Origin of the sequence: Tatumella citrea (assembly GCF_002163585.1) — a bacterium.
GTDB classification, from domain to species: Bacteria; Pseudomonadota; Gammaproteobacteria; order Enterobacterales; family Enterobacteriaceae; genus Tatumella; species Tatumella citrea.
In genome coordinates, this window is the sequence record NZ_CP015579.1 from 518,561 (window position 1) to 540,420 (window position 21,860).

Sequence of the window (21,860 nt, forward strand, 5' to 3'; positions counted from 1 at the left end):
ACCGCACAGAGGGCAGTGTGTAAAAGTTAAAACTCAGTGAGTATGATGGCCGCTGTCGGCCACAAAATGGTGTTCAGATACCGGGATCAGCGTCACCCGTTTAGGTGATTCTCCCCGCCGGTAAATGGCATTCGGCACTTCTTCGGCTGCGGTGCTGTACAGATGGCGCGGAGCATCCGGGTCGGCCACCGGCACGGCGGCCATCAGCTTACGGGTATAAGGATGGCGAGGATTTTCAAATACTTCCTGGCGCGGGCCGATTTCGACAATCTGCCCCAGATACATCACTGCCACCCGGTGGCTGATACGCTCTACCACCGCCATGTCATGTGAAATAAACAGGAAGGCGATCCCAAATTCTTGTTGCAGATCCATCATCAGATTAATGATCTTCGCCTGAACTGACACATCCAGCGCCGAGACAGATTCATCGGCGATCACCACTTTCGGATTAAGGGCCAGCGCCCTTGCAATACAGATGCGCTGCCGTTGTCCGCCGGAGAACTCATGCGGATAGCGGCTGGCATGTTCTGCCAGCAGGCCAACTTTCTCCAGCAACTCAGCGGCGCGCCGGGCTGCATCGGCACGGTTCATAACGTTATGTACCAGCAGCGGTTCCATGATCGAAAAACCGACTGTCTGGCGGGGATCCAGAGAAGCGTAAGGGTCCTGGAAGATAAACTGGATATCACGGCGCAGATGCGCCAGTGCTGATCCGGACAATGTATCGATACGCTGTCCGTTAAAAGTGATCGATCCCCCCTGACTTTCCACCAGTCTCAGCAGTGAACGGCCGGTGGTGGATTTACCACAACCGGATTCGCCGACCAGAGCCAGGGTTTCCCCGGCATATAAATCGAAACTGACATGTTCCACCGCGTGAACCTGACGCTCTACCCGGTTCAGCCAGCCGCCACGGATATCAAAGCGGGTAACCAGATCGCGGACCTGCAATACCGGAGGAGCATCGCGTTTTACGGTATCCGGCTGACTGCTGGCAGCTGCCACCACGTCCCCCGGCAAAGAAAATTTGGCTGGCAGAGGCTGGCCGTGCATCGCTCCCAGAGTAGGGACTGCTGCCAGTAACGCACGGGTATATTCCTGTTGTGGATCCTGGAACAGCTGGCGCAACGGGGCGGTTTCCACCTGCTTGCCCTGATGCATAACGGTAACGCGGTCGGCCATTTCCGCCACCACTCCCATATCGTGGGTGATAAAAATCACCCCCATATGCATATCTTTTTGCAGTTCGCGGATCAGATTCAGGATCTGCGCCTGTACAGTGACATCCAGTGCGGTGGTGGGTTCATCGGCAATCAGCAGCGCCGGGCGACAACTCAGTGCCATAGCAATCATCACCCGCTGGCGCATGCCACCGGACAGCTGGTGGGGATAGCGGGTCATGGTATCGGCGGCTGCCGGTATCCGTACCCGTTCCAGTAATTCGCGGGCCTCTTTCCATGCCTGGCTGGCGCTTTTTCCCTGATGCAGACGTAACGATTCGGCAATCTGCTCGCCGACTGGAAACACCGGGTTCAGAGAAGTCATTGGTTCCTGAAAGATCATGGCGATATCAGCGCCACGGATCGTCCGTAGCTGTTGTTGATCGGCATTGCCCAGATCAAACAGTGATCCGTCCCTGCGTCTCAACCAGCGATCACCGGTGACTTCGCCCCCTGCCTGCTGGATCAATCCCATCAACGCCAGTGAAGTCACCGACTTTCCGGAGCCGGACTCACCCACCAGTGCCAGGGTTTCTCCATGGCTGACAGACAGCGACAACTGCTCTACGGCCTGAAATATCTGGTTGTCACGGCGAAAAGAGACCGCAAGGTTTTCCGCCAGCAGCACCCGGTCAGGGTCATGGAGCATTGTCGTATGTATATCAGTCATGGCAGCTCCTCAGAGTGCGGGCGGATTACGATAAATAGCGACCTGCGGCGGTTCATCACCTTGTGCCGAGGCGCGGTACATCCCTTCGCTGTTAAACGGCAGGGCGATATTGCCGGCGGCATCGATAGCAATCAGACCGCCTTCGCCGTTCAGTTCAGCAATGGTTTGCATCAGATGCTCACAGGCAGCGTCCAGTGATCGGCCGGCATAATTGATTTGTGCCGAAACGTCATATCCGGCCTGCGCCAGAATAAATACCTCACCGGTTCCGGTGCAGGAAACTGCCACCTGCTTATCAGCATAGCAGCCTGCGCCGGGCAGGGGGGTATCGCCGACACGACCCACCCGTTTATTGGTCAGGCCACCGGTGGATGTGGCCGAGGCCAGATTGCCGTCAGCATCCAGCGCAACAGCGCCCACTGTGCCGAATTTGCTTTTTGGATCAATAGGATCACCTGAGGCTACGGCGGAGGCTCCGTCATGATCGCGCAGAATACTGTCATTTTGTAATGCCTGTTGCAGCTGGGCAAAACGTTCGGGGGTAGAGAAAAAGTCAGGGCTGACCTGTTCGAGCCCTTGTTCGGCGGCGAACGCATCGGCACCCTGGCCAGCCAGAATCACATGAGGACTGTGTTCCAGCACAGCACGTGCCGCCAACACCGGATTTCGCACCTGGCTGACAGCTGCGACCGCGCCGGCCTGGCGGGTACGACCATCCATCACACAGGCATCCAGCTCATGGGTGGCTTTGTGGGTAAAGACTGATCCTTTACCGGCATTAAATAACGGGCACTCTTCCAGCAACCGTACTGCTTCGGTCACGGCATCCAGTGCGCTGCCGCCTGCCGTCAGAATCTGTTGCCCGGCACTGACGATATCCAGCAGGGCCTGGCGGTAGAGTTGTTCTTTTTCCGGGCTGAGTGCGCTGCGGGTAATTGTCCCTGCGCCGCCATGAATTGCTATCGCGGTTTTCAAACGTTGCTGTCCTGTCATAGAGAATATAATAAGTTATAGTTATTTATGATTTTTTATACTTTTTGACTATAAAAACTGCAGCCCGGCTTGTAAAGCCTGCTCTGTGTTCGGGCTAATACCCTTTTGTTATGAAAAGTAAAAAAAAAAGCTAACAAAACCTGATGGGTGCGGGGGAAATGGCTGAGGGGAGAGCAGGCCCGGTGCTGCGGGCCTGTGTCTGACCGGAAAATTTACGGCTTAGCGGTACACTATCCCGCCATCGGTAAGGATAGCCTGACCGGTAATATAGTCGGAATCATCGCTGGCAAGGAAGGAGACCAGTGCTGCCACGTCGTCCGGAGTTTGTGCCCGACCGAGTGCGATACCCTCAACATATTTTTTATAAGTTTCACCGACCGGAGCGCCGGTAATTTCAGAGAAACGCTGATCAATTTCGACCCACATATCTGTGCCGACAATTCCCGGGCAGTAAGCGTTTACTGTAATTCCGGCGCTGGCGTACTCTTTAGCCGCGGCCTGAGTCAGGGCGCGTACTGCAAATTTAGTGGCGGAATAGACTCCCAGCAGTGCAAAACCATCGTGTCCGGCAATCGACGAGGCATTTATAATTTTGCCTTTCTGTTTACGCTGCTTAAATTTGGCGGCTGCAGCCTGAATACCCCAGGTAACCCCGCCAATATTAATCCGCAAAATCCGGTCGAGATCTTCCGGCTGTACATCGGCAATCGCTTTTACCTGCGCAATCCCGGCATTATTGATAATGACGTCAAAACCGCCGAGTGCCTGTTCGGCGTGATCGACCGCGGCGTACACCTGGTCACGCTGGCTGACATCGGCGCTAAATACGGTGGTTTTTACCCCTTTCGCTGCCACTTCCTGCTGAACTGCCGCCAGTTTATCGGCGTTCAGATCGACCAGAGCCAGATTAACCCCTTCCTCCGCCAGACGCAGGGCAATACCACGACCAATTCCCTGAGCTGCACCAGTCACTAATGCTGTCTTACCTTTCAGTCCACGAGCCATATCGTCCTCTCATTACGTATCAGGATGTGAGTAACATATTAGATCTGCTGATTGATATAAGCTTGATGCGAATCAACCTTTCGACTGTGCAGAAAGGCCTTGCTAAAGGAAAGTATTTTTTGTCTGTTTTTTGATCACTGCATTTCTTTTTATTTCATTTGGTTAATCTAAAAATCGCAACCGCTTGCCGGAAATCATTTATCTCAGTTAACCGGAGGTTTGTAGCAGGGGATAATTTTGTATTAGCAGGGATTAATCGTTTCATGCTCCGGCCGGGGCCAGAGCACAGGGGGAAAAAAGGAAAAAAATGCCAGCCTGAACGGCTAGTCGGCGCTGAGTTGCGGGGTGGAAAAACGACGATTTTCCAGCACCGGAACGATCTGTCTGGCATAACTTAATCGTTGTGGATCGATATCGGCAAACAGGAGTCCCGGGGCTTCTCCGGCACTGGCAATGATGACTCCTAACGGATCAGCCACCAGGCTGTTACCGATATTTTTGGGGCCACATTCACCCACCGCGACCATATAACAGGTATTTTCCAGTGCCCGGGTGGTGGTCAGCAGTTCCCAGTGCCGTTCCTTCAGCGGCCCGCGCAGCCAGGCGGATGGCAGGACCAGCACATCGGCTCCGTCCAGTGCCAGACGGCGTGCCAGTTCCGGAAAACGCACGTCATAACAGATCATCAGGCCGACCTGCAAACCGGCGACCTCAATCAGTGGCGGCACCTGCTGACCGGCATCGACCCTCGCTGACTCCTGCACCGCAAAGGCATCGTACAGATGCAGTTTCTGGTAGCGCGCGACAATGTCCCCGTGACGCAAGGCAAACAGGGTATTTACCGCTCGGTGGTCGGCGGCAGGCACATGCTGGGTAAAAATGGTCGTGAGATGACTACCACGGCTGGCAGCCAGCAGGCTTTGCAGAAACGGGCCGTCTTCCGGCTGAGCTGCATCAATAACATAACCCGGCTGAGTATTATCTCTGGCAAGAATTGCTTCCGGCATCACCAGCAAATCGGCCCCGGCGGCAGAGGCCTGCTGCATCAGTGTCTGACAAACTGTGGCATTTTCCTGCCAGTCACGGCTGACGGCAAACTGCCCGAGTGCAACTTTCATAACCCTGTCCTGTATCGCGCGAATTTATTTTATCATAGAGAAATCCGCATAACGGAGCCATAGCCGGGTGGCAGGGAATTTAACCCTGCATCCAGTCAGCGATGATCCCGGCGTACAGCGTTTCGGCCTGCGCCAGTTTTTCCAGTTCACAATATTCGTCGGTCTGGTGAGCCATCGACGGTTCTCCGGGCCCCAGGATCAGACAGGGAGGATGATTCAGTGCCGGTAATAGCAGTGAGGCATCGGTGAAATAGGGCACAATCCGGGGTTCCGGTGGCTGGTCATGATATGGCCGGGACAGTTCGCAGACCTTCTGCACCCAGGGCCACTCTGCATCACTCAGTACCGCAGGCAGATCGACCAGTGAAGTCATTAGTACGCTATCTCCCAGATAATCGTGCAGGCGCTGGCAGATATCGGCATGTTGCAGATTGGGGGCAGTACGAATATCGACGTCAAAACTGGTGCTGTCCGGCACTGAATTAATATTTAGCCCGCCACTGATTCGCCCGACATTGAGCGTTGGCTTACGCATCAGCGGATGATCAGGGCCCACCTGAAAGTGCTGAATTTTTTGCAGTGCATCCGCAGCCAGATAGATGGCATTGATGCCCAGCTCCGGCATTGCGCCGTGGGCGGTTTTACCACGGGTTTCACAACGCAGCCATAATGCACCTTTATGCCCCAGAACCGGATAGTTCGCTGTTGGTTCGCCGACGATCAGCGCACCAACTTCCGGTAAAGTTACCTGCTCCATCAGTGCTCTGGCACCATCACAGCCGGTTTCTTCACCGCCGGTCAGCAGTAACACTACCCCGGAGCCGGCTGAGATAGCCTCGCGCTGACCAAGACAGGCATGGATAAAGGCCGCAACGGCAGCTTTCATATCACTGGAGCCGCGTCCGTAAACCCGTCCGTCGCAGACATCCGCACCAAACGGGTCATACAGCCACTCACTGTTGCCCAGCGGAACGGTATCCAGATGGCCGGTAAAAGCGAGTGGTGCTCTGGGCCCATGCCCCGGCAGGCTGGCTATCAGGTTAAACCGCTTTTCACCGAACGGGTACAGTGTGACCTGAAACCCCTGTTGCTCCAGCCAGTCTGCCAGAAAAGTCATACAGGCTTGTTCGTCGCCCGGCGGGTTTATAGTGTTAAATCCTAACAGCTGGCGGGTTAGTTGCAGGGCAGGGCTGTCCATCCGGATCTCCTAAAAATATCCGCCGTAGCGGGTCAGGGGGGAGTGATTACGTTAACACCGAACTCAGCCAGTTGTCGTGCCAGTTCTGCCGGTAAAGGACGGTCTGTAATCAGAGCTTCAAACGCTTCTATACCCGCGACCCGGGCAGGCAGCACTTTGCCAAATTTGCTGCTGTCCATCACCAGCACTTTACGGCGGGCACGCTGTAATGCACGGTGTTTCATTGGCAATTCATTAACATTAAAACAGGTTGCCCCTTGCTGCTCATCCAGCCCGGCCGCAGAGATAAATGCTAATGTCGGGCAAAAATCTTCCAGCATCTGATGCAGCCCCACCGGGGTGAAAATCGCATTATCAGGATGAAACTCTCCGCCACTCAGGATAACGCGACAGGCTGGTTTTTCCTGTAAGGCCAGAAAGGTATTCATTGATGCACAAAGCGCAGTGAACGGCAGTGCTGCATCAATCGCAGAGACAATCCGCGCGGTAGTGGTGCCGCAGTCAAAAAATACCGTATCGTCCTTGCCAACCAACGAGGCTGCCAGCAACGCTATTTGCTGTTTTTGCTCTGTATGCTGGTTTTGCTGGTCCGAAATAAAGTAGCGTTCCGGTTCCTGGCGGGTCGCGCTGACAATATAACCGCCCAGCAGCAACAGCTGTTGCGGATAATGACTGAGATCGCGGCGAATCGTCATCCCCGAAACCCCCAGCAATTCTGCAGCATTATTCAGATGGATGCGTTCCGAAACTCTGATTTCCTGCAACAGGATTTGTATGCGTTCTTCGCGTTTTGTTTCCATAACTCTGTCAGTCCTGATGATCAGCGGTAGTAAGGTTAATCAAACATTATCTTTCAGGATTATGCGCAGGTTACGGCGGGGAGTACAAATGGTACTGGTCGGGAGAAAATTTTTGATTATCAGGCAGGAAGGTGATCCTGCCGGCAAACTTCGGCAGGATAAGCAAGGTCTGTCAGGTCTCTTCGTCTTCGGCTTTCTTGTACGGGAACTTAATATGGCCGTAGCGGACAATCAGTACTGCCACGCCAAGTAGCACAATAGCCAGTGAGTACCAGACAATATCCTGCGGGCGAATATCACTGGGTTCGGTCATCAGATGGCGCGCAATGCCGACCATCGCAATATACAGCGGCATACGTACCGGCAACTGACCCATTTTCCAGTAGGTTTCTGTCATGGAAATAAATTCCAGATACATAAACAGCAGTAAAATATCGCTGACCGTAATATGCCTGTCGATCACCATGCTCACCACATGACTGAGTGAGGCAAAGATAGTCGACAGCAGGATAATCACTAACCCGCCTTTTTCTACCATCGAATGGATACTTCCGGGGAACTTCATCTTCAATCTCCGCAATTAAAACTGGCATTTATAGCGCCACAGCAGATTGATTTTATAAAAATTTATTCTCTCAGGGGAAAAATTACTGCTACCAGCTATTGCAGGGCAGACTGCCCCTGTGACTAACCGGCTGTCGGCCATCACAGCGCCTGCATGGACTTGCCAGCTAAAGTTGCGGTGATTGCTGTAAAAAACAGCAACTAAACCCCGAATGCTGGATAAGCAGCCACAGATACCTTATAATCCCCGCCACTCAAAGGCCCCTTAGCTCAGTGGTTAGAGCAGGCGACTCATAATCGCTTGGTCCCCCGTTCAAACCGGGGAGGGGCCACCAGAATTATCAGGGACTTAGCTTAGAAATAAGCTGGGTCCTTTTGTTTTCTGGCTTACAGCTAATGGAGTGGATGATGTAATTGCCCAATCCCTGGCTTTGGGACGCCATCATTGCTTCTATTGGCCATTCAACACACTATCTGGCTCGCTTAACCACTAAGAGCTGCCCATAAATTCAAAATCTATTCATTATGAGTTGCCTGTATTACCTTAATAATATGGTCCCCCAGTTGGCGGGTATTTTTCTCGGCTCCAGCACTATTTAGCAGGCTTACATTCAGCTCAGCGGCTATTTGACGAAGAATAGGTTTAACAATAGATACTTGTTCTCCGTCATCAAGGACAGCAATCGTACTGTTTTCATACTGTTAAGTTACAGTATATTTTCCAAACCGAACTTCATTGATTACTTCCATCTCGTCCAAAGGTCGAATTCCACGGCCTGGTGCTCTTTCCCGGGTGTAAAAACTATACAGGTTCCCCTTATCTCGCATCTGTGGAATCACTGCTTCAAGAAGATCATCCACCAGAATGTCAATTTCAAGGGCATTAATGTTTATTCTTAAAATCACAATGCGGTAAACAAATTGCAAAGTTGATTTATTAAAACTGACATGGCTGCTGGTGGTGATTGTTTTAACTGAAATTCTTTCACCTCCGGCGCTAATTACGTCATATCCTCTTTGGTTGTTTTCGGGTGCCATCTGCCCGTAGGTAAACATGGCGGTATAAAGTTCACCTATACGGCCAGTTAAGTGCGTTAGCTCCTGAGCCGCGACTCCCCATGACAGTTCCTGCTGAAGCCATTCGAGATTTTTGCCGAGAGACTGGATAATTTGAAACTGAGTTAAGGCCATAAGAACATCCTTGATAAGTCAAAATGCTTAAAACAACGCATAGAAAATGCCCTGTATTCTAAAATCACTTCTGGGGGCTATATATGAACGTTAACCAGCTGTTTATCACGAATGCGAGCCGTAGTATTGGTGATAAAAATTATTAAGATAAATATCTTATGAGTTGATGGTAAATGTTGATATAGACCGGATAAACCTGAGTAAACTTTTAGTCAGAGGCTGTGCAAGATCACTGTTGAACGCTGATAACATGCCAACTCAGGATTAGTGCAGTGGTTAGCTGTAGGCCAGAGTTCCCCCTGGCCCCCCATAACGTTATTAAAAATCCACCATCACAGTATGCCCGTCAATAATTTCGAGAACCGTATCAAGGAACATTCTGGATTCTTGCGGTTCCGTGGCATCTCGTAAGTATTTAGGAATGCGTTCAACAAATTCGGATTTAGAAAGAGGCTGGTGCTCGACCAGAGCTTCAATCATTGATTGTCTCAATAAACGATGCTCTGAGGAAACATCAGGAAACTCAGCTGCAATTATTTCCTGAGCAAACCGTTCCAGACGAGAATGCAAAGACTCGGAAATATCGTTATAACCGGTAATACCCTTGGCTTTATCACTTTTATCATCAACCAATACATCAGAGAACTGCTCTTCAACTATGACTGATGCAGCCGTAATTGGTGTTTTGAGTTGATTCAACTCCCGGATAATAGGTCCAAGAACTTCATCGGGATTACTGAACCAGTCTGTTGACCATATACGGGAAATTTTCCAACCTAAGCGTTCCAAAACCTCTTGTCGCAAACGGTCACGGTCACGGGCTGATTTGGCTGAATGATAGGTTGCGCCATCACACTCAATCCCCATCAGATAACGACCAGGTTTACCCGGATCCCGCACGGCAATATCAATAAAGAAGCCTGCAACCCCTACCTGAGGCTCGCAGTCAAAACCAGCTATTTTCAAGGCTTCAATAACTGAGATCTCGAAATCACTATCCGGGGCCTTGCCTGTAGAAATACCCACGCCATCCATGTTGCCCTTTTCAGCAAAATGCAGGAAACCGCGTAAAGCTTTAACACCTCGTTTGGTACTCTCTGCGACCTGAATATCATCAGCATGCATTGAGCTGAATACGTGCATGCGTTTACGGGAACGCGTGAAAAGCACATTTAAGCGGCGCCAGCCCACATCAGAGTTGATAGGTCCAAAGCGTTGAAATACGCGTCCACCTGCCTCTCCAGGCCCATAGGTAAAGGAGATGAATATAACGTCTCGCTCATCACCCTGAACATTCTCCAGGTTTTTAATAAACAGCGGGTCGGCATGAGTTCTGAGCTTGCCAATCGCCACTTCCATTTGTGGATTCTCACGACAAAGTTCATCAACCGCCCGCTCTATTTGGTCACGCTGTTTGGAGTTCATTGCCACGACACCCAATGACTGCTGCGGATACTTTTCCGCATGCTGAGCCACGGCTAAAGCGATAACCCGGGCTTCTTCTATATTGTGCTGATTAACAAAACGGCCATTCTTTACATAGGAAAATTTGATCCCATACTCCTCTGATTGGGCATTGGGAGAAGGGAAGACTACCAGGTCGCTGTCATAAAAATTACGATTAGAATAAGCAATCAAATCTTCATGCTGAGAACGGTAGTGCCAACGCAGACGGCGCATCGGGAACAAGGGCAATGAGGCATCGAGAATACTGTCCGTCAGGCTAACCGCGGCCGTATCTTCATCTTCGTCATCATCAGAATCAGCCCGGTCGAAGAAACTGGTTGGTGGTAACTGTTTGGGGTCGCCCACCACCACGATTTGTTTACCCCGCGCAATCACACCCAGAGCATCTTCAGGTTTGACCTGGGAGGCTTCATCCATGACGACCAGATCAAACTCAATTTCTCCGGGCTGAAGATAATTAGCTGCCGACATTGGCCCCATCATAAAGCAGGGTTTGAGCTGGATTAATGCTCTCCCGGCGCGATTAATGAGCTGGCGGATAGGAATATGGCGCATTTTTTTGCCGAGTTCATTTTTAATCAGCGCAAGCTCAGTATATTCTGACTTTTTCCCGCCTGAACTTCCCTGCGGTATCTGGTTACGGGCAATAGTTGAAGCGATTCTCTGACGCTGTAATGACTTCAGTTTCTTGTCGTATATTCGGAAGGTTTGTTGAGAAACAGACCGTTGGTTACCGGAAATACGTACCAGATGTGGATGTGCAGCCACCACCTCACGAGCTAACTGATCGTAAATCGTCATCATCAAGCCAGTTTCGACCTGCTCAATCGGTAACATTCGGCTAAACACGGCATTTTGAATACTTTGCAGACCCTGTTCGCTTATTCCCTTAGCAACACGGTTAAAGTTGAGCCAGCCATTAAGCCAACGGGGTTTGGCAATAGCCTCATCATTACGAGCAATCAGGTCGCCTAAACTATCGTTGCAGCGGAACTGCCACTGCTCAATATCTAGCTGAGTCTCAGCGACAAACTGTTCCCGTTGAGACAGGTGATTTTTCCACAGTGTGTTAAAGCGGCTTAAGTCTTCATAGAGACCGTTCAACTGTTTTTTTTCCTCAAGGCTTTTGATAACGCCAATCAGATCTTCAGATTTAATCGCCTGCTGTATCGCATCGTCAAACGCCAAAGTGCCTAGTATTACCGAGAGTGCATAATCGTTTTTCTTTTGAAAACCAAAATATAACTGCTCCTGTGGATCAAATAATTCCTCAGGCAAAGATTTAGCTTTAAGTTGAGTTTGCACCTGCTGCAATTCATGTAGCAAAACTGCTTTATCTTTGGCATCCCGTAATGACATAGCCTCATGCCTGAACCATTGTTGCAGTGGTGACAATGCGCCAACAAGCTTCTCCCGGGTAACCTTTAATCCAGTGTTATCGCCCACCATAGCCATGTCGGCATCTTTTAAGGCTTCGATATTGGGTAGCAGCAGATAAAGTTCGGATAATTTGCTAATGCTGGCATTGATATTATCCGCTACTCCCTGGAGCCTGAGTTGATGGATACCTTTTATCAATTGGCTATCCAGAGTCAGCAAAGCGCTGCCTAAAGCCACATTGGGACCAAAACCGACTCCCCATGTTGATCTGACATTTTTGTACCACTTTCTTAGCTTCTGCAGATTATCGAGCGGTGTATCGATGCCTTGATAGCAATCTCCTAACTCACGACTGAAATTAGCTTGTTCTAACGCCAGACTACCGGCCATATACTGACGCAATTGGGGTAAATGCTGGAAAAGCGTTTTCCAGGGAACATTTACCCCCTGAGATAAATTCAATAATGATTGTTTAGCCTGCCGCCATGAGCCACTCAACCAACTAAACATACCCGAACGTGCAAGCTCTGACTCAATATTTTTCAGTTCTTCTTCATCAGGTAAGGAATTGAGTTTAAAGTGAACCTTTAATGCTTCGCGAGTACTGAGCAATGGGGTGATATGCCCTGCCAGTTTGTCTAAAACTCCGTCAATTTCATCATCATCAAATCGCTCATGACGATGCTTAAGCAGCTCTGGCGAAATTTCACCGGCTAGTTCGATCAGCTCAACAATATGTTTAAACCCCTGGAGGTCAGAATTCATTTTTGAGGACATAACTGCGGGCAGTGAAACCATTAAGTCTGAAAGCTGCGTCCAGTGATGCTCGAAAGCCGAATTCAATTGCTCAATAGAGAGAATTAATCTGGCGACGTCACCCAGTGAATTATTTTCAGGGATGCCAAACGCTTTATGAATATCTGCAAATTCAGGGATTACTACAGAACCTTCCAGGGCTTTCAGTTTATCCGCGACCAGATAATTAACCATTTCTTCATAGGCTGACTGAACAACCTCAAAATCTTGTAGCCACGTCTTTAACTGGTACTTATTTTCTTCATCCAGTCGTTTGAATGCACTGAAATTAAGTGATTCTGACAACACAGGAAGAAGAGCAGAGTCATCCACCAATTGCTGCTGCAAGGTGAGAGTCGTTAGCTGTTCCTTAGATAATGCATATTTTTCAAGAAAATCATTCAGGCAGTTTTGCCACGTTGTTAAAGCAGCTTGCCACTGCTGCAAACCAGCAACGATCCTGTTGCTGTCAAATAACTGAATTTCAAGATTATTGACCCCATACCATGGGTGGTCAGAAAGCTGCGCATGTTCCCCAACCTGAGCACGAAATTCACTAACTACCTTAACAAATGAATCGACCTGATCCTTTAGTCTCAGTTGAGCAATATGGTCAAGCTTTTGCCCTGAGAGCCCTTCAATATGCAAGTCCTGCGGTTCGATATTGAGCATTCGACGATAACGCGCAGCCCCGGTCAAAATTTTATGAATAGTGATACCTGTGCTTTCCCAGGGCTGATTAATTTCGCGGGCATAAGTATTTAAATCATTTTTTAGCTCTTCATAACGCGCAATCTCCGCATCAATATTGGCAGGCGCAGTATTCAGGGAACTGTTATTGATACGCTTCTGAATTTCGTCTAACACTTTGCGTTTATGGGATTTATGACTATGCAGCTCCAGGCAAAAGTCTCCCAAACCCGCTTTGTCTAAGCGTGTTTTAACCACTTCCAGTGCGGCAAGCTTTTCAGCGACAAACAGGACTTTTTTTCCGTTTAAAATGGCGGCTGAGATTAGATTAGTTATGGTTTGTGACTTACCGGTACCCGGAGGACCTTCAATCACAAGATTTTTACCCATAACCGCATCAACTAACGCACTGTGTTGAGAGCTATCGGCATCGTCAATCAGCGGGAACTGCTTATGGATTTGGTCAATCTCATCAATCATGTATTCAGTTGAGACGCCCGATGTTCCTTCTTCTCCCGACTGTGAAGTGAAAAGACGTTTTATCACTTCATGATGAGCAATATTTTTTTCGCCAGAAGGCCAGCGTGCAGGATCAAGGTCGATATACATCAGCATTTTGCTGAAATTAAGTAAGCTTAAAGCACCATAACGACGAACTGACCAGCGAGGTTTATTTTTCCCAATCATGGCCTGAACCTGTTGGAAATAAGCTTCAGGAAGCATACTTTCATCAAGTGCTGGCAGAGCGAGACCAAAATCACTCTGTAATTTTTCTCTGAGTGACAAATTAGGCAGAATATCTTCACCGGTATAGCTCAGATGGTAGCGATAAAGTCCCGCTTCCGGGTCTAATTTCCCTCTTTCAAGAGTTACCGGAATGGTAAACAGCGGCGCATATCTTGCCTTGTTGGAGTCATCAGATTCATACCACTCCAGAAATCCCAGAGCCAGATAGAGGATACCTGCTCCGGTTTCCTCAATAGCGGTTTGCGCTTTACCATGAATTGAACGCAATAAGGCTTCCAACTCTGCAGGAAAGTGTAGTGTTTGGATCTCATTATCTGTCAAATAAGTCTGGACACTGGACGATTTTAGCGGCTTTCCGGCCTTAGTTTCTCTTTCAAAATCACCGAGATCTTTATACCCAAGCTTTTGAATCAACACATCAAGTTTTTCTGCAGGTAAACCTAAATCTGGTTTGGTCTTGCGAATACCCGACAGTTGACCATTGTTGTCTTTGAGATACTGCTCAATAGCATTTCTGGCTTTCGTTATCAGTAGATACTCATCGTCAGAGACATTAGGCAGAGCCTCAGTAAACAGTTCAAAATCAGTTTTGAAACCCAGCCTACCGGCCCAGGATTTAGCATCTGGTCCTGGCTTAAGGCTGACTTCTGACTGTTGATCATCTTTGCCCAGATAACCCTGTTCCTGAAGCTGAGCTTTCGTCGGATCAGGCACTGGCGCAAACTGCATCACCTGATCGCCTGCCAGGGTCTGATAAAGCTGGTCTGGTAATTCGTTGATAATACGCAGCGAAGAGTGTTTTTTATCGATCGGAAAATTAAGCAATCTGTTGCGCGCGGTGAGATCTAATAGCTTACGACGCATATCCTCAAGTGATTTGAGAACATAAGCTTCTGAAGCATCCGTTGTGCTATGAAGAGGTTCAGACATCATGTGTCCTTAATAATTAATGATTTCACTGCGTAATTAATTATGGTTTATCGGCCCTTATTAACGCAGACCCGCAGCTACATTCATAAAAATGATGAATTGGAATCATACCCTTCGTTTTACATATGGCAATATTGCCAGGGTGTTTTGGTTTTTATGCGGCCAGAAGGGGGGATTATCGTTATAAACGTGTGTTATTGGCATCAGGCACAAGTATAAATTTCTGAACAGAGACAAAAAACCATTAACAATCGTTAACGCATCACTTGTTTTGTGTAAAAATCAGCTAAATTCCATTCCCTTTGGTGAGCGCCGGACGCTATGGCTGACTTGAATAAAAGCAATCTGACCGAAACCGACATCATTACCAAATTTATCTTTCCGGCTATCAAAGATGCAGGCTGGGGTGTCATGACTCAGATCTTCCAGGAGGTGAAACTACGCTTTATCACTGGTTTTAAAGCTTTTTTTCGATAACGTCTTTAAGGGCACGACATTCCAGACTCAGATCAGCGAACATCTGTTTAAGACGCCGGTTCTCGTCTTCCAGATCTTTGATTTTGCGGATATCAGAAGCTTCCATTCCGCCATATTTTGCTTTCCGGTTGTCATAGTTGGCTTCTGAAATTGCGGCCTCGCGGCAGACATCCTTCACCGTTCGGCCGGCTTCAACAGACTTCAGAACGGCGATAATCTGGTGTTCAGAAAACCGGGCCTTACGCATAGTGATCTCCTTCAGGGAACCTATTCAGTATGTCCGAAGATCTCTAAAAGTGAATGGTTCTTTTTGCAGGGATACTTACAGTAGCATCGCCTACTAACAGCTTTTGACTCCTCAGTATGCCTGCAGAGGCTGCGGGCGGGTCACTCGCAGCAAAAGGTAGGTTATGATTAATTCAGTGGTCCAAAGATACTGGTCAGTTGGTCTTTATCCGGCATACCAATAACCTGCTGTAACTCATTATTATCATTCATGTAGTAGATGGCCGGAGTGCCGTTGGCGCCTAGTTGATCCATCAGCTGTTGGTTAAATTGCAGTTGTCCTGCAATCCCCGGGGGAGTGGCTGTGAGCGGGGGTGGTGTTTTCTTACCGCCAGACAGTTCATAGTCATGCCAGGCACTGGCAGGATTACTGCTACTGAGAATGCCTGAAGCTACCTGGCCACTTTTGGGGTTAAGAATCGCAACCAGCAGGGTATTCAGCTGTATTTTACCGGCGCTAATCCACGGCTGAGCAGCTGCCCAAAATTCCTTACAGTACGGGCAGTAGGGATCGGCGAACACAAAGATCTGTCTTGCTGCCGATGACTTACCTTCGGTGATCGGATGGGCGTTCTTCATTGCCTGCCAAAATTTTCTGCCCTGAGGTGCATACAACTCTTTGGTGAACAGCTGCTGGCTTAAATTATTGCCCTTGTCGTCATACAGGAAACCGGAGATTGCATGCTTACCGTCGGGTGCCATAAAAATGGTGATCCCTGTCCCCTGATATTCTCCCAGCCACACCGGCATCCCGCCTGGCATTTTGACCTGTCTGATGATTTTAATACCCTGTTTTTCGAAGGCTTTCACCGCCGCTGGAATATTGTCATCAGCCATGGCGTAGCAGCAGAACAGGCTAAGAATAAACACTAATACTTTCATCCGTTTTCCTTAAAACAGGCTGTGTATCGGCCAGTTGTTCAGCGAATGCGCTGTCATTCGTCAATCCGGCATCGCTGTGCTTGTTACATTCCCGTAGCTTGCGCAATTATCTTCAGATAATCCATCTTTGTCTGAATAACATTCCACAGTCTCGTCAGCGATGCTCCCTGAACTGCAGTTTTACTGTGACGATCTGACGGATAACGGGTTGCTGTTTGATATTGCTGCCCCGGTAATGGCAGTTATTTCAGGTAAGGAATTGGCGTTAGTAACTGAATAGAGGTTCAGCGGAGCAGCTCCACCCGGCAAACTCGACGCCACTGCGGGGCAACAGACAACAAATCACCCGCACAAAGCAGGTGATTTGTTTTCAGGGCAGGGGAAACAAATTACTGACCATAATATGAATTTTTGCCGTGTTTGCGCAGATAGTGTTTATCCAGCAACTCCTGCTGCATATCACCCAGTTGTGCATTCAATTGCTGAGAGAACAGGCCCATATAGGCACACTCTTCAAGGACTACGGCATTATGGACGGCATCTGCCGCGTCCGCTCCCCAGGCAAACGGGCCATGTGAGTGGACCAGAACGGCGGGGACTTCCATTGGGTCCAGTTGTTGCTGTTCAAAGGTTTCAATAATCACCTGACCGGTCAGATACTCATATTCGCTACGAATTTCTTCCGGGGTCATCAGTCGGGTGCAGGGAATGCTGCCATAAAAGTAATCTGCATGAGTAGTCCCCCAGGCTGGCAGGCTACGGCCGGCCTGAGACCAGATGGTGGCGTGGCGGGAATGTGTATGTACAATACCGCCGATGGTATGAAAATGCCGGTACAGTGCCAGGTGTGTCGGTGTGTCAGACGACGGTTTTTTGCTGCCTTCAACGACTTTACCGGTTTCCAGGCTGACCACCACCATATCCTGTGCTGCCATGGTTGTATATTCCACACCGGAAGGCTTGATCACTAACAGCCCGCGCTCTCTGTCGACTCCGCTGACATTACCCCAGGTGAAGGTCACCAGTTTATGGGCAGGCAGATCGAGATTAGCGGCAAGTACCTGCTCTTTGAGTTGTTCTAACATTGCAAACCTCCTTCAGTCATACGCTGTTCCAGCCACTGACGGGCCTGAATAATTTCTAATACCGGCTCCTGAGCTTTCTCAGTCCACATTTCTATCAGAAATGCGCCACGGTAATTAAGCTGCTGTAATGTACTGAATACTTTAGTGAAATCGACGCAACCTTCACCAAAAGGCACATCACGGAACTGACCAGGGCTGCTGGCGGTGACCGGGTAGGTGTCTTTCAGATGGATAGCGGCAATCTTATCCATCCCCAGGGAAAGTTCTGCGGGTACATCATTGCCCCAGGCACTGAGATTGCCTACATCCGGGTAAACACTGAACCAGGGAGAGGCCATCAGTGATTCCCAGCTTTTCCACTTGGTTATAGAGTTCATAAACTCGGTATCCATAATTTCCACTGCCAGCATCACCTGACTGGCGGCAGCAATTTCCACCGCCCATGACAGCCCTTCGGCGAAATAATCTGTAGTGGCCTGATTACGGGGTTCGTAATAAACATCGTATCCGGCAATCTGGATAGTTCTGATCCCAAGGTCGCTGGCGAGCTCGATTGCCTTTTGCATAATGGCGCGGGCCTGCTGGCGAATTTCAGGGTCATGGCTACCAAACGGAAAACGGCGGTGGGCAGAGAGGCACATCGAAGGAATACGAATTCCGGTTTTAATCATTTCCCTGACCAGATCGATTCTCTGTTGTTTGGTCCAGTCCAGTCGGGCCAGACGTTCATCGGTTTCATCTACTGACATCTCGATAAAATCAAAACCGCAGCTTTTTGCCAGCACCAGTCGTTCCGGCCAGCTCAGTGTTTTAGGCAGGGCTTTTTCATAAATACCTAACGGATGGCGGCGCATTATTTCTCTCCCCACAGGGCGGTGATTTGGTGCTGAAACTGCCTGGCGACAGCCGTAGGCTCGGCGGCTTCCGATAAGGCGCGGCCGGCAATAAAGGCTTTAACGTTGATATCACGAAATAACGGCAGATCTTCGGGGGTCAGGCCGCCGGTCACCGACAGTGCAAGACCGATATCTGACAGCTGTTTCATTTTGGCCAGGTCGGCGTCACCCCATTGCTGGCCACTCGCCTGGGCATCACGGCCGCGATGATAAATAGCTTGCCGGACCCCGGCGCGGTGCCACTGTCGGGCATCATCCAGAGTCCACTGGCCAAACAGTTCAATCTGAATTTCTCCTCCCAATTCACTGGCCGTCTGATGGCCTTTGGCAATTGTTGCCAGCGGCGCGGCACAGATGATGGTCATCCAGTTAGCTCCGGCGTTCAGAGCCTGCCTGACCAGGGTTTCTCCCGCATCAGCTACTTTCCAGTCGGCGACGATCAGCTGCTCCGGGCAATGTTGTCTTAGTGCTTTTACTGCAGTTAATCCTTCACAGAGACAGAGGATGGTTCCGGCCTCGATAATATCCACTTCGGAATGCAGCAGGGCGACGTCCTGCAGCGCGGCATTGAGTCCGGTATGATCTAAAGCGAGCTGTAGCAGCGGGCGGCTCATAAATTCTGCTCCTTAATGCGGTTGTGATAACCCTGTAAGACCTGAGTGAGTAGCTGATAACGTTGATATTTTTTGTGATATTTCTCCTGCAGATCACGATTAGGTTTAACCTGCCGCAGGTCTGGCTGAATATGCTGTTGGGCCGTTGCCACATCGAGAAAATGCCCGGTACTGACCATGGCAATAATGGCGGCACCGAAGCAGCCCGTTTCTTCAACTCTCGGTAATTCGAGTGGCATACCTGACACATCAGCGAGTATCTGCATCCAGATCGGAGAACGGGTCGGTCCGCCAGTGACACGTAAGATTTTCGCTTGTGGGAAGCGTTCAGCCATGCGACTGATATGGGTCATATGACTAAATACCACCCCTTCAAATACCGCCTGTAACAGATGGGCTTTAGTGTGGTGAGCCCGGAGACCGTAAAAGCCAGCGGCTATATCCGGTCCGGCATTGCTGCCATATAAGAACGGCAGAAAAAACAGTTCACTGTCTGCGGCAGGTAGTGAGGCCACCAGAGTATTCATCTGGTCGAAATCACTGATATTCAGTTGATCTTTAACCCATTCAAGATTTGCGGAAGAGGTGGGGCTGGCTTCATGGACAATGTACTGGCCAGGTTCAACATAGTGGCCATAGACATAGTTATGTTGTTCGTGGTCGCGCAGTTCATGGGCAATTCCGGTTGTGACTGCCCAGGTACCCATCACGGCATTCAGGGCACTTTCGTCCCGGATTCCTGCACAAATTGCGACTGAGGCCACATCGAATAAACCACCTGAGACAGGCGTACCGACAGCTAATCCTGTGACTTTGGCGGCAGTTTCGCTCACATAACCACAGATATCTGCGGAACCGACAATGGGTGGCAGGCAGCCATCCATTTCACTGATACCGGTCAGACGGGTGAGTTGCGGATCATAAGTTCCCGTGCGCATGTTATAGAGATTAGATTCAGAGATATTGCTGAGTTCTGCACCTTTCTCCCCTGTCAGTTTCCAGCGGAGAAAGTCATGTGCCATCATCACACAGCCGATGTTCTGATAACGCTGTGGCTGATGTTGTTTAATCCAGCGCAGCAGTGATACCGGATGCCCGGTCCACAATGCCTGGCGGGTTAACGGATAGAGTTGCTGTGCAATTCCCTGCTGTTGCCATTCAGCCACCACTTCGGCAGCCCGCCGGTCTGAAGAGAGAATACCGTTACCCAGCGGCTGATTTTCTCTGTCCAGCAAAAACAGTCCCTTACCCTGGGCGGACAGGCCAATGCCCGCAATGTGCTGAGCAGCGGAAGGGTACCTGTCCAGTAACCGGGATATGGTGGTGGCGCAACGCTGCCATAATTCGTGCATATCCCGCTCGGCGTAACCAGAAGACGGAGTCAGTGTTACCAGTGGCTGCCGTTCTATCCCCACTTCACGAGCATTCTGATCATAAAGGCCTGACTTAATATAGGTGCCGCCACAATCAATGCTTAACCAGTAACGAGGAGTGCTGCTCATAATACCCTCCCGGCATGTCCGGGCAGCGGTTCAATCTTTGCATCTTCAGCGGCGATTTCGCTGGCTGACATATCGCAGCGGCGTGGCAGGCAAAATGCCAGAGCTCCGGCAATCGCCAGCGAAATTGCCAGGAAATAGACACCGGCCGCCTGGCTATAAAAAGTAATAAAGATGCCGACCAGATAGGGGCCACAAAAACCGCCAAGATTACCTAAGGCATTAATTACCCCACGGGCACTGCCTGCGACCTCGGCACTAAACAACCGGGCCGGAATTGCCCAAAACACCCCAGCAGCTGACTGCAGGAAAAAACCACAGCCAATCAGTGCGCTGTAAGAAATCCATAAATGGCCCTGGCTGATTACTGACAATGCCATGCATAACGCGAATCCGAACAAGGGCAGAATGACATAACGGCGCCGTTTGCCACTCTTATCCGATAACCGGGAAAACAGGAACATACCGGCCATGGCGGCGACATAAGGCAGAATTGCCAGTAAACCGACCAGGGACATGCTGCTATGCGCCATATCTTTTAAAATGGTCGGCAGCCACAATGTGTAGCCATAGATTCCGGCCTGATAGAAAAAATTAAGTGCAATCAGCAGCCATAAAGTTCTGTTTTCCAGCACTGACGACAGAGTGACTTTACGCAAAGGGGGTTGGTGAGCTATCTGCTCTTCCCGCAAGGTTTTGAGCAGATAATCTTTTTCGGCCCGGGAGATCCAGCGTGCTTCGGCGGGGCGGTCAGAAATAGTCAGTGCCCACAGCAGCAGTACCGCCAGAGAAAGTAAACCTTCAATATAAAACAGCCAGCGCCAGTCCAGAGAAGAGATTAACCAGCCTGCCAGCGGGGCGGAGATTATTCCGGCGATGGGTACAAACATAATCACGATTGAGTTGGCTCTGCCGCGTTCACGATCTGGAAACCAGTTACTGATGATAGTGAGAACAACAGGCAACATACCCCCTTCTGATACCCCCAGAAGAAAGCGTAAAAACAGCAACTGATACTGGTTAGTAACCATGCCGGTCAGAACTGAAATTACTGCCCAGGCCACCAGTGACCAGCCAATAAATTTCTTACCACTACCGTGTACGGCTATTTTTCCACCGGGAACCTGTAAGAACAGATAACCTATAAAAAATATTCCGCCGGCCAATCCGGCCATACTGGCAGAGACGGATAAATCTTTATCCATTCCTCCAGGCATGGCAAAAGCAATATTGACCCGGTCCATATAAGAAATAATGCAGGTGATAATTATTGGCGAGATAATTCTCAGCCACCGTTGTTTAGGTATAGCAATACCTTTGGCTGCCTGATGAGTATTCATAGTTACCTGCT

15 protein-coding genes, 1 tRNA gene and 1 pseudogene are annotated in these 21,860 nt (G+C 49.7%); 1 reads left to right on the forward strand and 16 read right to left on the reverse strand.

Annotated features, from left to right (window positions below):
* Positions 1 to 33 precede the first annotated feature (33 nt).
* From A7K98_RS02545 to A7K98_RS02575, 7 genes are all read right to left on the reverse strand, one after another.
* Positions 34 to 1,893 carry a dipeptide ABC transporter ATP-binding protein gene (locus A7K98_RS02545; protein WP_198361133.1) on the reverse strand — a complete coding sequence of 620 codons (1,860 nt, stop codon included), beginning with the start codon at positions 1,891 to 1,893 and terminating at the stop codon, positions 34 to 36.
* A gap of 9 nt (positions 1,894 to 1,902) precedes the next feature.
* Complete coding sequence (locus A7K98_RS02550) at positions 1,903 to 2,868, reverse strand: isoaspartyl peptidase/L-asparaginase family protein (protein WP_232461584.1); 966 nt, start codon at positions 2,866 to 2,868, stop codon at positions 1,903 to 1,905.
* A 237-nt stretch (positions 2,869 to 3,105) separates the two neighbouring features.
* A complete protein-coding gene (locus A7K98_RS02555) occupies positions 3,106 to 3,891 on the reverse strand; it encodes an acetoin reductase (RefSeq protein WP_087487150.1) in 786 nt (261 codons plus the stop codon).
* Positions 3,892 to 4,214: 323 nt separating this feature from the next.
* On the reverse strand, positions 4,215 to 5,009 hold the full coding sequence (locus A7K98_RS02560) for a deaminated glutathione amidase (RefSeq protein ID WP_087487151.1): 795 nt from the start codon (positions 5,007 to 5,009) through the stop codon (positions 4,215 to 4,217).
* A gap of 79 nt (positions 5,010 to 5,088) precedes the next feature.
* A complete protein-coding gene (locus tag A7K98_RS02565) occupies positions 5,089 to 6,207 on the reverse strand; it encodes a M20 family metallopeptidase (protein ID WP_087487152.1) in 1,119 nt (372 codons plus the stop codon).
* Positions 6,208 to 6,239: 32 nt separating this feature from the next.
* Positions 6,240 to 7,007, reverse strand: coding sequence for a DNA-binding transcriptional repressor DeoR (deoR, locus tag A7K98_RS02570; protein ID WP_087487153.1), 768 nt, complete (start codon positions 7,005 to 7,007; stop codon positions 6,240 to 6,242).
* A gap of 172 nt (positions 7,008 to 7,179) precedes the next feature.
* Positions 7,180 to 7,572, reverse strand: coding sequence for a phosphate-starvation-inducible protein PsiE (locus A7K98_RS02575; RefSeq protein WP_087487154.1), 393 nt, complete (start codon positions 7,570 to 7,572; stop codon positions 7,180 to 7,182).
* Between the two features lie 258 nt (positions 7,573 to 7,830).
* Between A7K98_RS02575 and A7K98_RS02580 the strand changes: the two genes are divergently transcribed.
* Positions 7,831 to 7,906: transfer RNA gene (locus A7K98_RS02580), tRNA-Ile, on the forward strand.
* A gap of 367 nt (positions 7,907 to 8,273) precedes the next feature.
* Here the strand turns inward: A7K98_RS02580 and A7K98_RS02585 are convergent.
* The 9 genes and pseudogenes from A7K98_RS02585 to A7K98_RS02625 all read right to left on the reverse strand — a co-directional run bounded on the left by A7K98_RS02585 (position 8,274) and on the right by A7K98_RS02625 (position 21,849).
* A complete protein-coding gene (locus tag A7K98_RS02585; protein WP_198361134.1) occupies positions 8,274 to 8,762 on the reverse strand; it encodes a DUF6998 domain-containing protein in 489 nt (162 codons plus the stop codon).
* Between the two features lie 318 nt (positions 8,763 to 9,080).
* Entirely contained in the window at positions 9,081 to 14,771 is a 5,691-nt protein-coding gene (gene hhe / locus A7K98_RS02590; protein WP_087487155.1) for a DUF4011 domain-containing anti-phage protein Hhe, read from the reverse strand.
* 428 nt (positions 14,772 to 15,199) lie between these two features.
* Positions 15,200 to 15,495, reverse strand: a pseudogene (locus A7K98_RS02595) (transposase); the annotation flags it as partial.
* Between the two features lie 167 nt (positions 15,496 to 15,662).
* On the reverse strand, positions 15,663 to 16,415 hold the full coding sequence (gene dsbG, locus A7K98_RS02600) for a thiol:disulfide interchange protein DsbG (RefSeq protein WP_087487157.1): 753 nt from the start codon (positions 16,413 to 16,415) through the stop codon (positions 15,663 to 15,665).
* A gap of 389 nt (positions 16,416 to 16,804) precedes the next feature.
* On the reverse strand, positions 16,805 to 17,500 hold the full coding sequence (gene araD / locus A7K98_RS02605; RefSeq protein ID WP_087487158.1) for an L-ribulose-5-phosphate 4-epimerase: 696 nt from the start codon (positions 17,498 to 17,500) through the stop codon (positions 16,805 to 16,807).
* Positions 17,494 to 18,354, reverse strand: coding sequence for an L-ribulose-5-phosphate 3-epimerase (locus A7K98_RS02610; protein WP_087487159.1), 861 nt, complete (start codon positions 18,352 to 18,354; stop codon positions 17,494 to 17,496). The genes araD and A7K98_RS02610 overlap by 7 nt, the downstream gene beginning before the upstream one ends.
* Complete coding sequence (gene ulaD, locus A7K98_RS02615) at positions 18,354 to 19,010, reverse strand: 3-keto-L-gulonate-6-phosphate decarboxylase UlaD (RefSeq protein WP_087487160.1); 657 nt, start codon at positions 19,008 to 19,010, stop codon at positions 18,354 to 18,356. The genes A7K98_RS02610 and ulaD overlap by 1 nt, the downstream gene beginning before the upstream one ends.
* Positions 19,007 to 20,512, reverse strand: coding sequence for an FGGY-family carbohydrate kinase (locus A7K98_RS02620; RefSeq protein ID WP_087487161.1), 1,506 nt, complete (start codon positions 20,510 to 20,512; stop codon positions 19,007 to 19,009). Before A7K98_RS02620 ends, ulaD begins: the two co-directional genes overlap by 4 nt.
* Positions 20,509 to 21,849, reverse strand: coding sequence for an MFS transporter (locus tag A7K98_RS02625; protein WP_087487162.1), 1,341 nt, complete (start codon positions 21,847 to 21,849; stop codon positions 20,509 to 20,511). Before A7K98_RS02625 ends, A7K98_RS02620 begins: the two co-directional genes overlap by 4 nt.
* Positions 21,850 to 21,860 lie beyond the last annotated feature (11 nt).

Coding starts and splice junctions, on each gene's coding strand:
- A7K98_RS02545 (WP_198361133.1), bottom strand. CDS start 1,893: ATGACTGATATACATACGACAATGCTCCATGACCCTGACCGGGTGCTG.
- A7K98_RS02555 (WP_087487150.1), bottom strand. CDS start 3,891: ATGGCTCGTGGACTGAAAGGTAAGACAGCATTAGTGACTGGTGCAGCT.
- A7K98_RS02560 (WP_087487151.1), bottom strand. CDS start 5,009: ATGAAAGTTGCACTCGGGCAGTTTGCCGTCAGCCGTGACTGGCAGGAA.
- A7K98_RS02565 (WP_087487152.1), bottom strand. CDS start 6,207: ATGGACAGCCCTGCCCTGCAACTAACCCGCCAGCTGTTAGGATTTAAC.
- deoR (WP_087487153.1), bottom strand. CDS start 7,007: ATGGAAACAAAACGCGAAGAACGCATACAAATCCTGTTGCAGGAAATC.
- A7K98_RS02575 (WP_087487154.1), bottom strand. CDS start 7,572: ATGAAGTTCCCCGGAAGTATCCATTCGATGGTAGAAAAAGGCGGGTTA.
- A7K98_RS02585 (WP_198361134.1), bottom strand. CDS start 8,762: ATGGCCTTAACTCAGTTTCAAATTATCCAGTCTCTCGGCAAAAATCTC.
- hhe (WP_087487155.1), bottom strand. CDS start 14,771: ATGTCTGAACCTCTTCATAGCACAACGGATGCTTCAGAAGCTTATGTT.
- dsbG (WP_087487157.1), bottom strand. CDS start 16,415: ATGAAAGTATTAGTGTTTATTCTTAGCCTGTTCTGCTGCTACGCCATG.
- araD (WP_087487158.1), bottom strand. CDS start 17,500: ATGTTAGAACAACTCAAAGAGCAGGTACTTGCCGCTAATCTCGATCTG.
- A7K98_RS02610 (WP_087487159.1), bottom strand. CDS start 18,354: ATGCGCCGCCATCCGTTAGGTATTTATGAAAAAGCCCTGCCTAAAACA.
- ulaD (WP_087487160.1), bottom strand. CDS start 19,010: ATGAGCCGCCCGCTGCTACAGCTCGCTTTAGATCATACCGGACTCAAT.
- A7K98_RS02620 (WP_087487161.1), bottom strand. CDS start 20,512: ATGAGCAGCACTCCTCGTTACTGGTTAAGCATTGATTGTGGCGGCACC.
- A7K98_RS02625 (WP_087487162.1), bottom strand. CDS start 21,849: ATGAATACTCATCAGGCAGCCAAAGGTATTGCTATACCTAAACAACGG.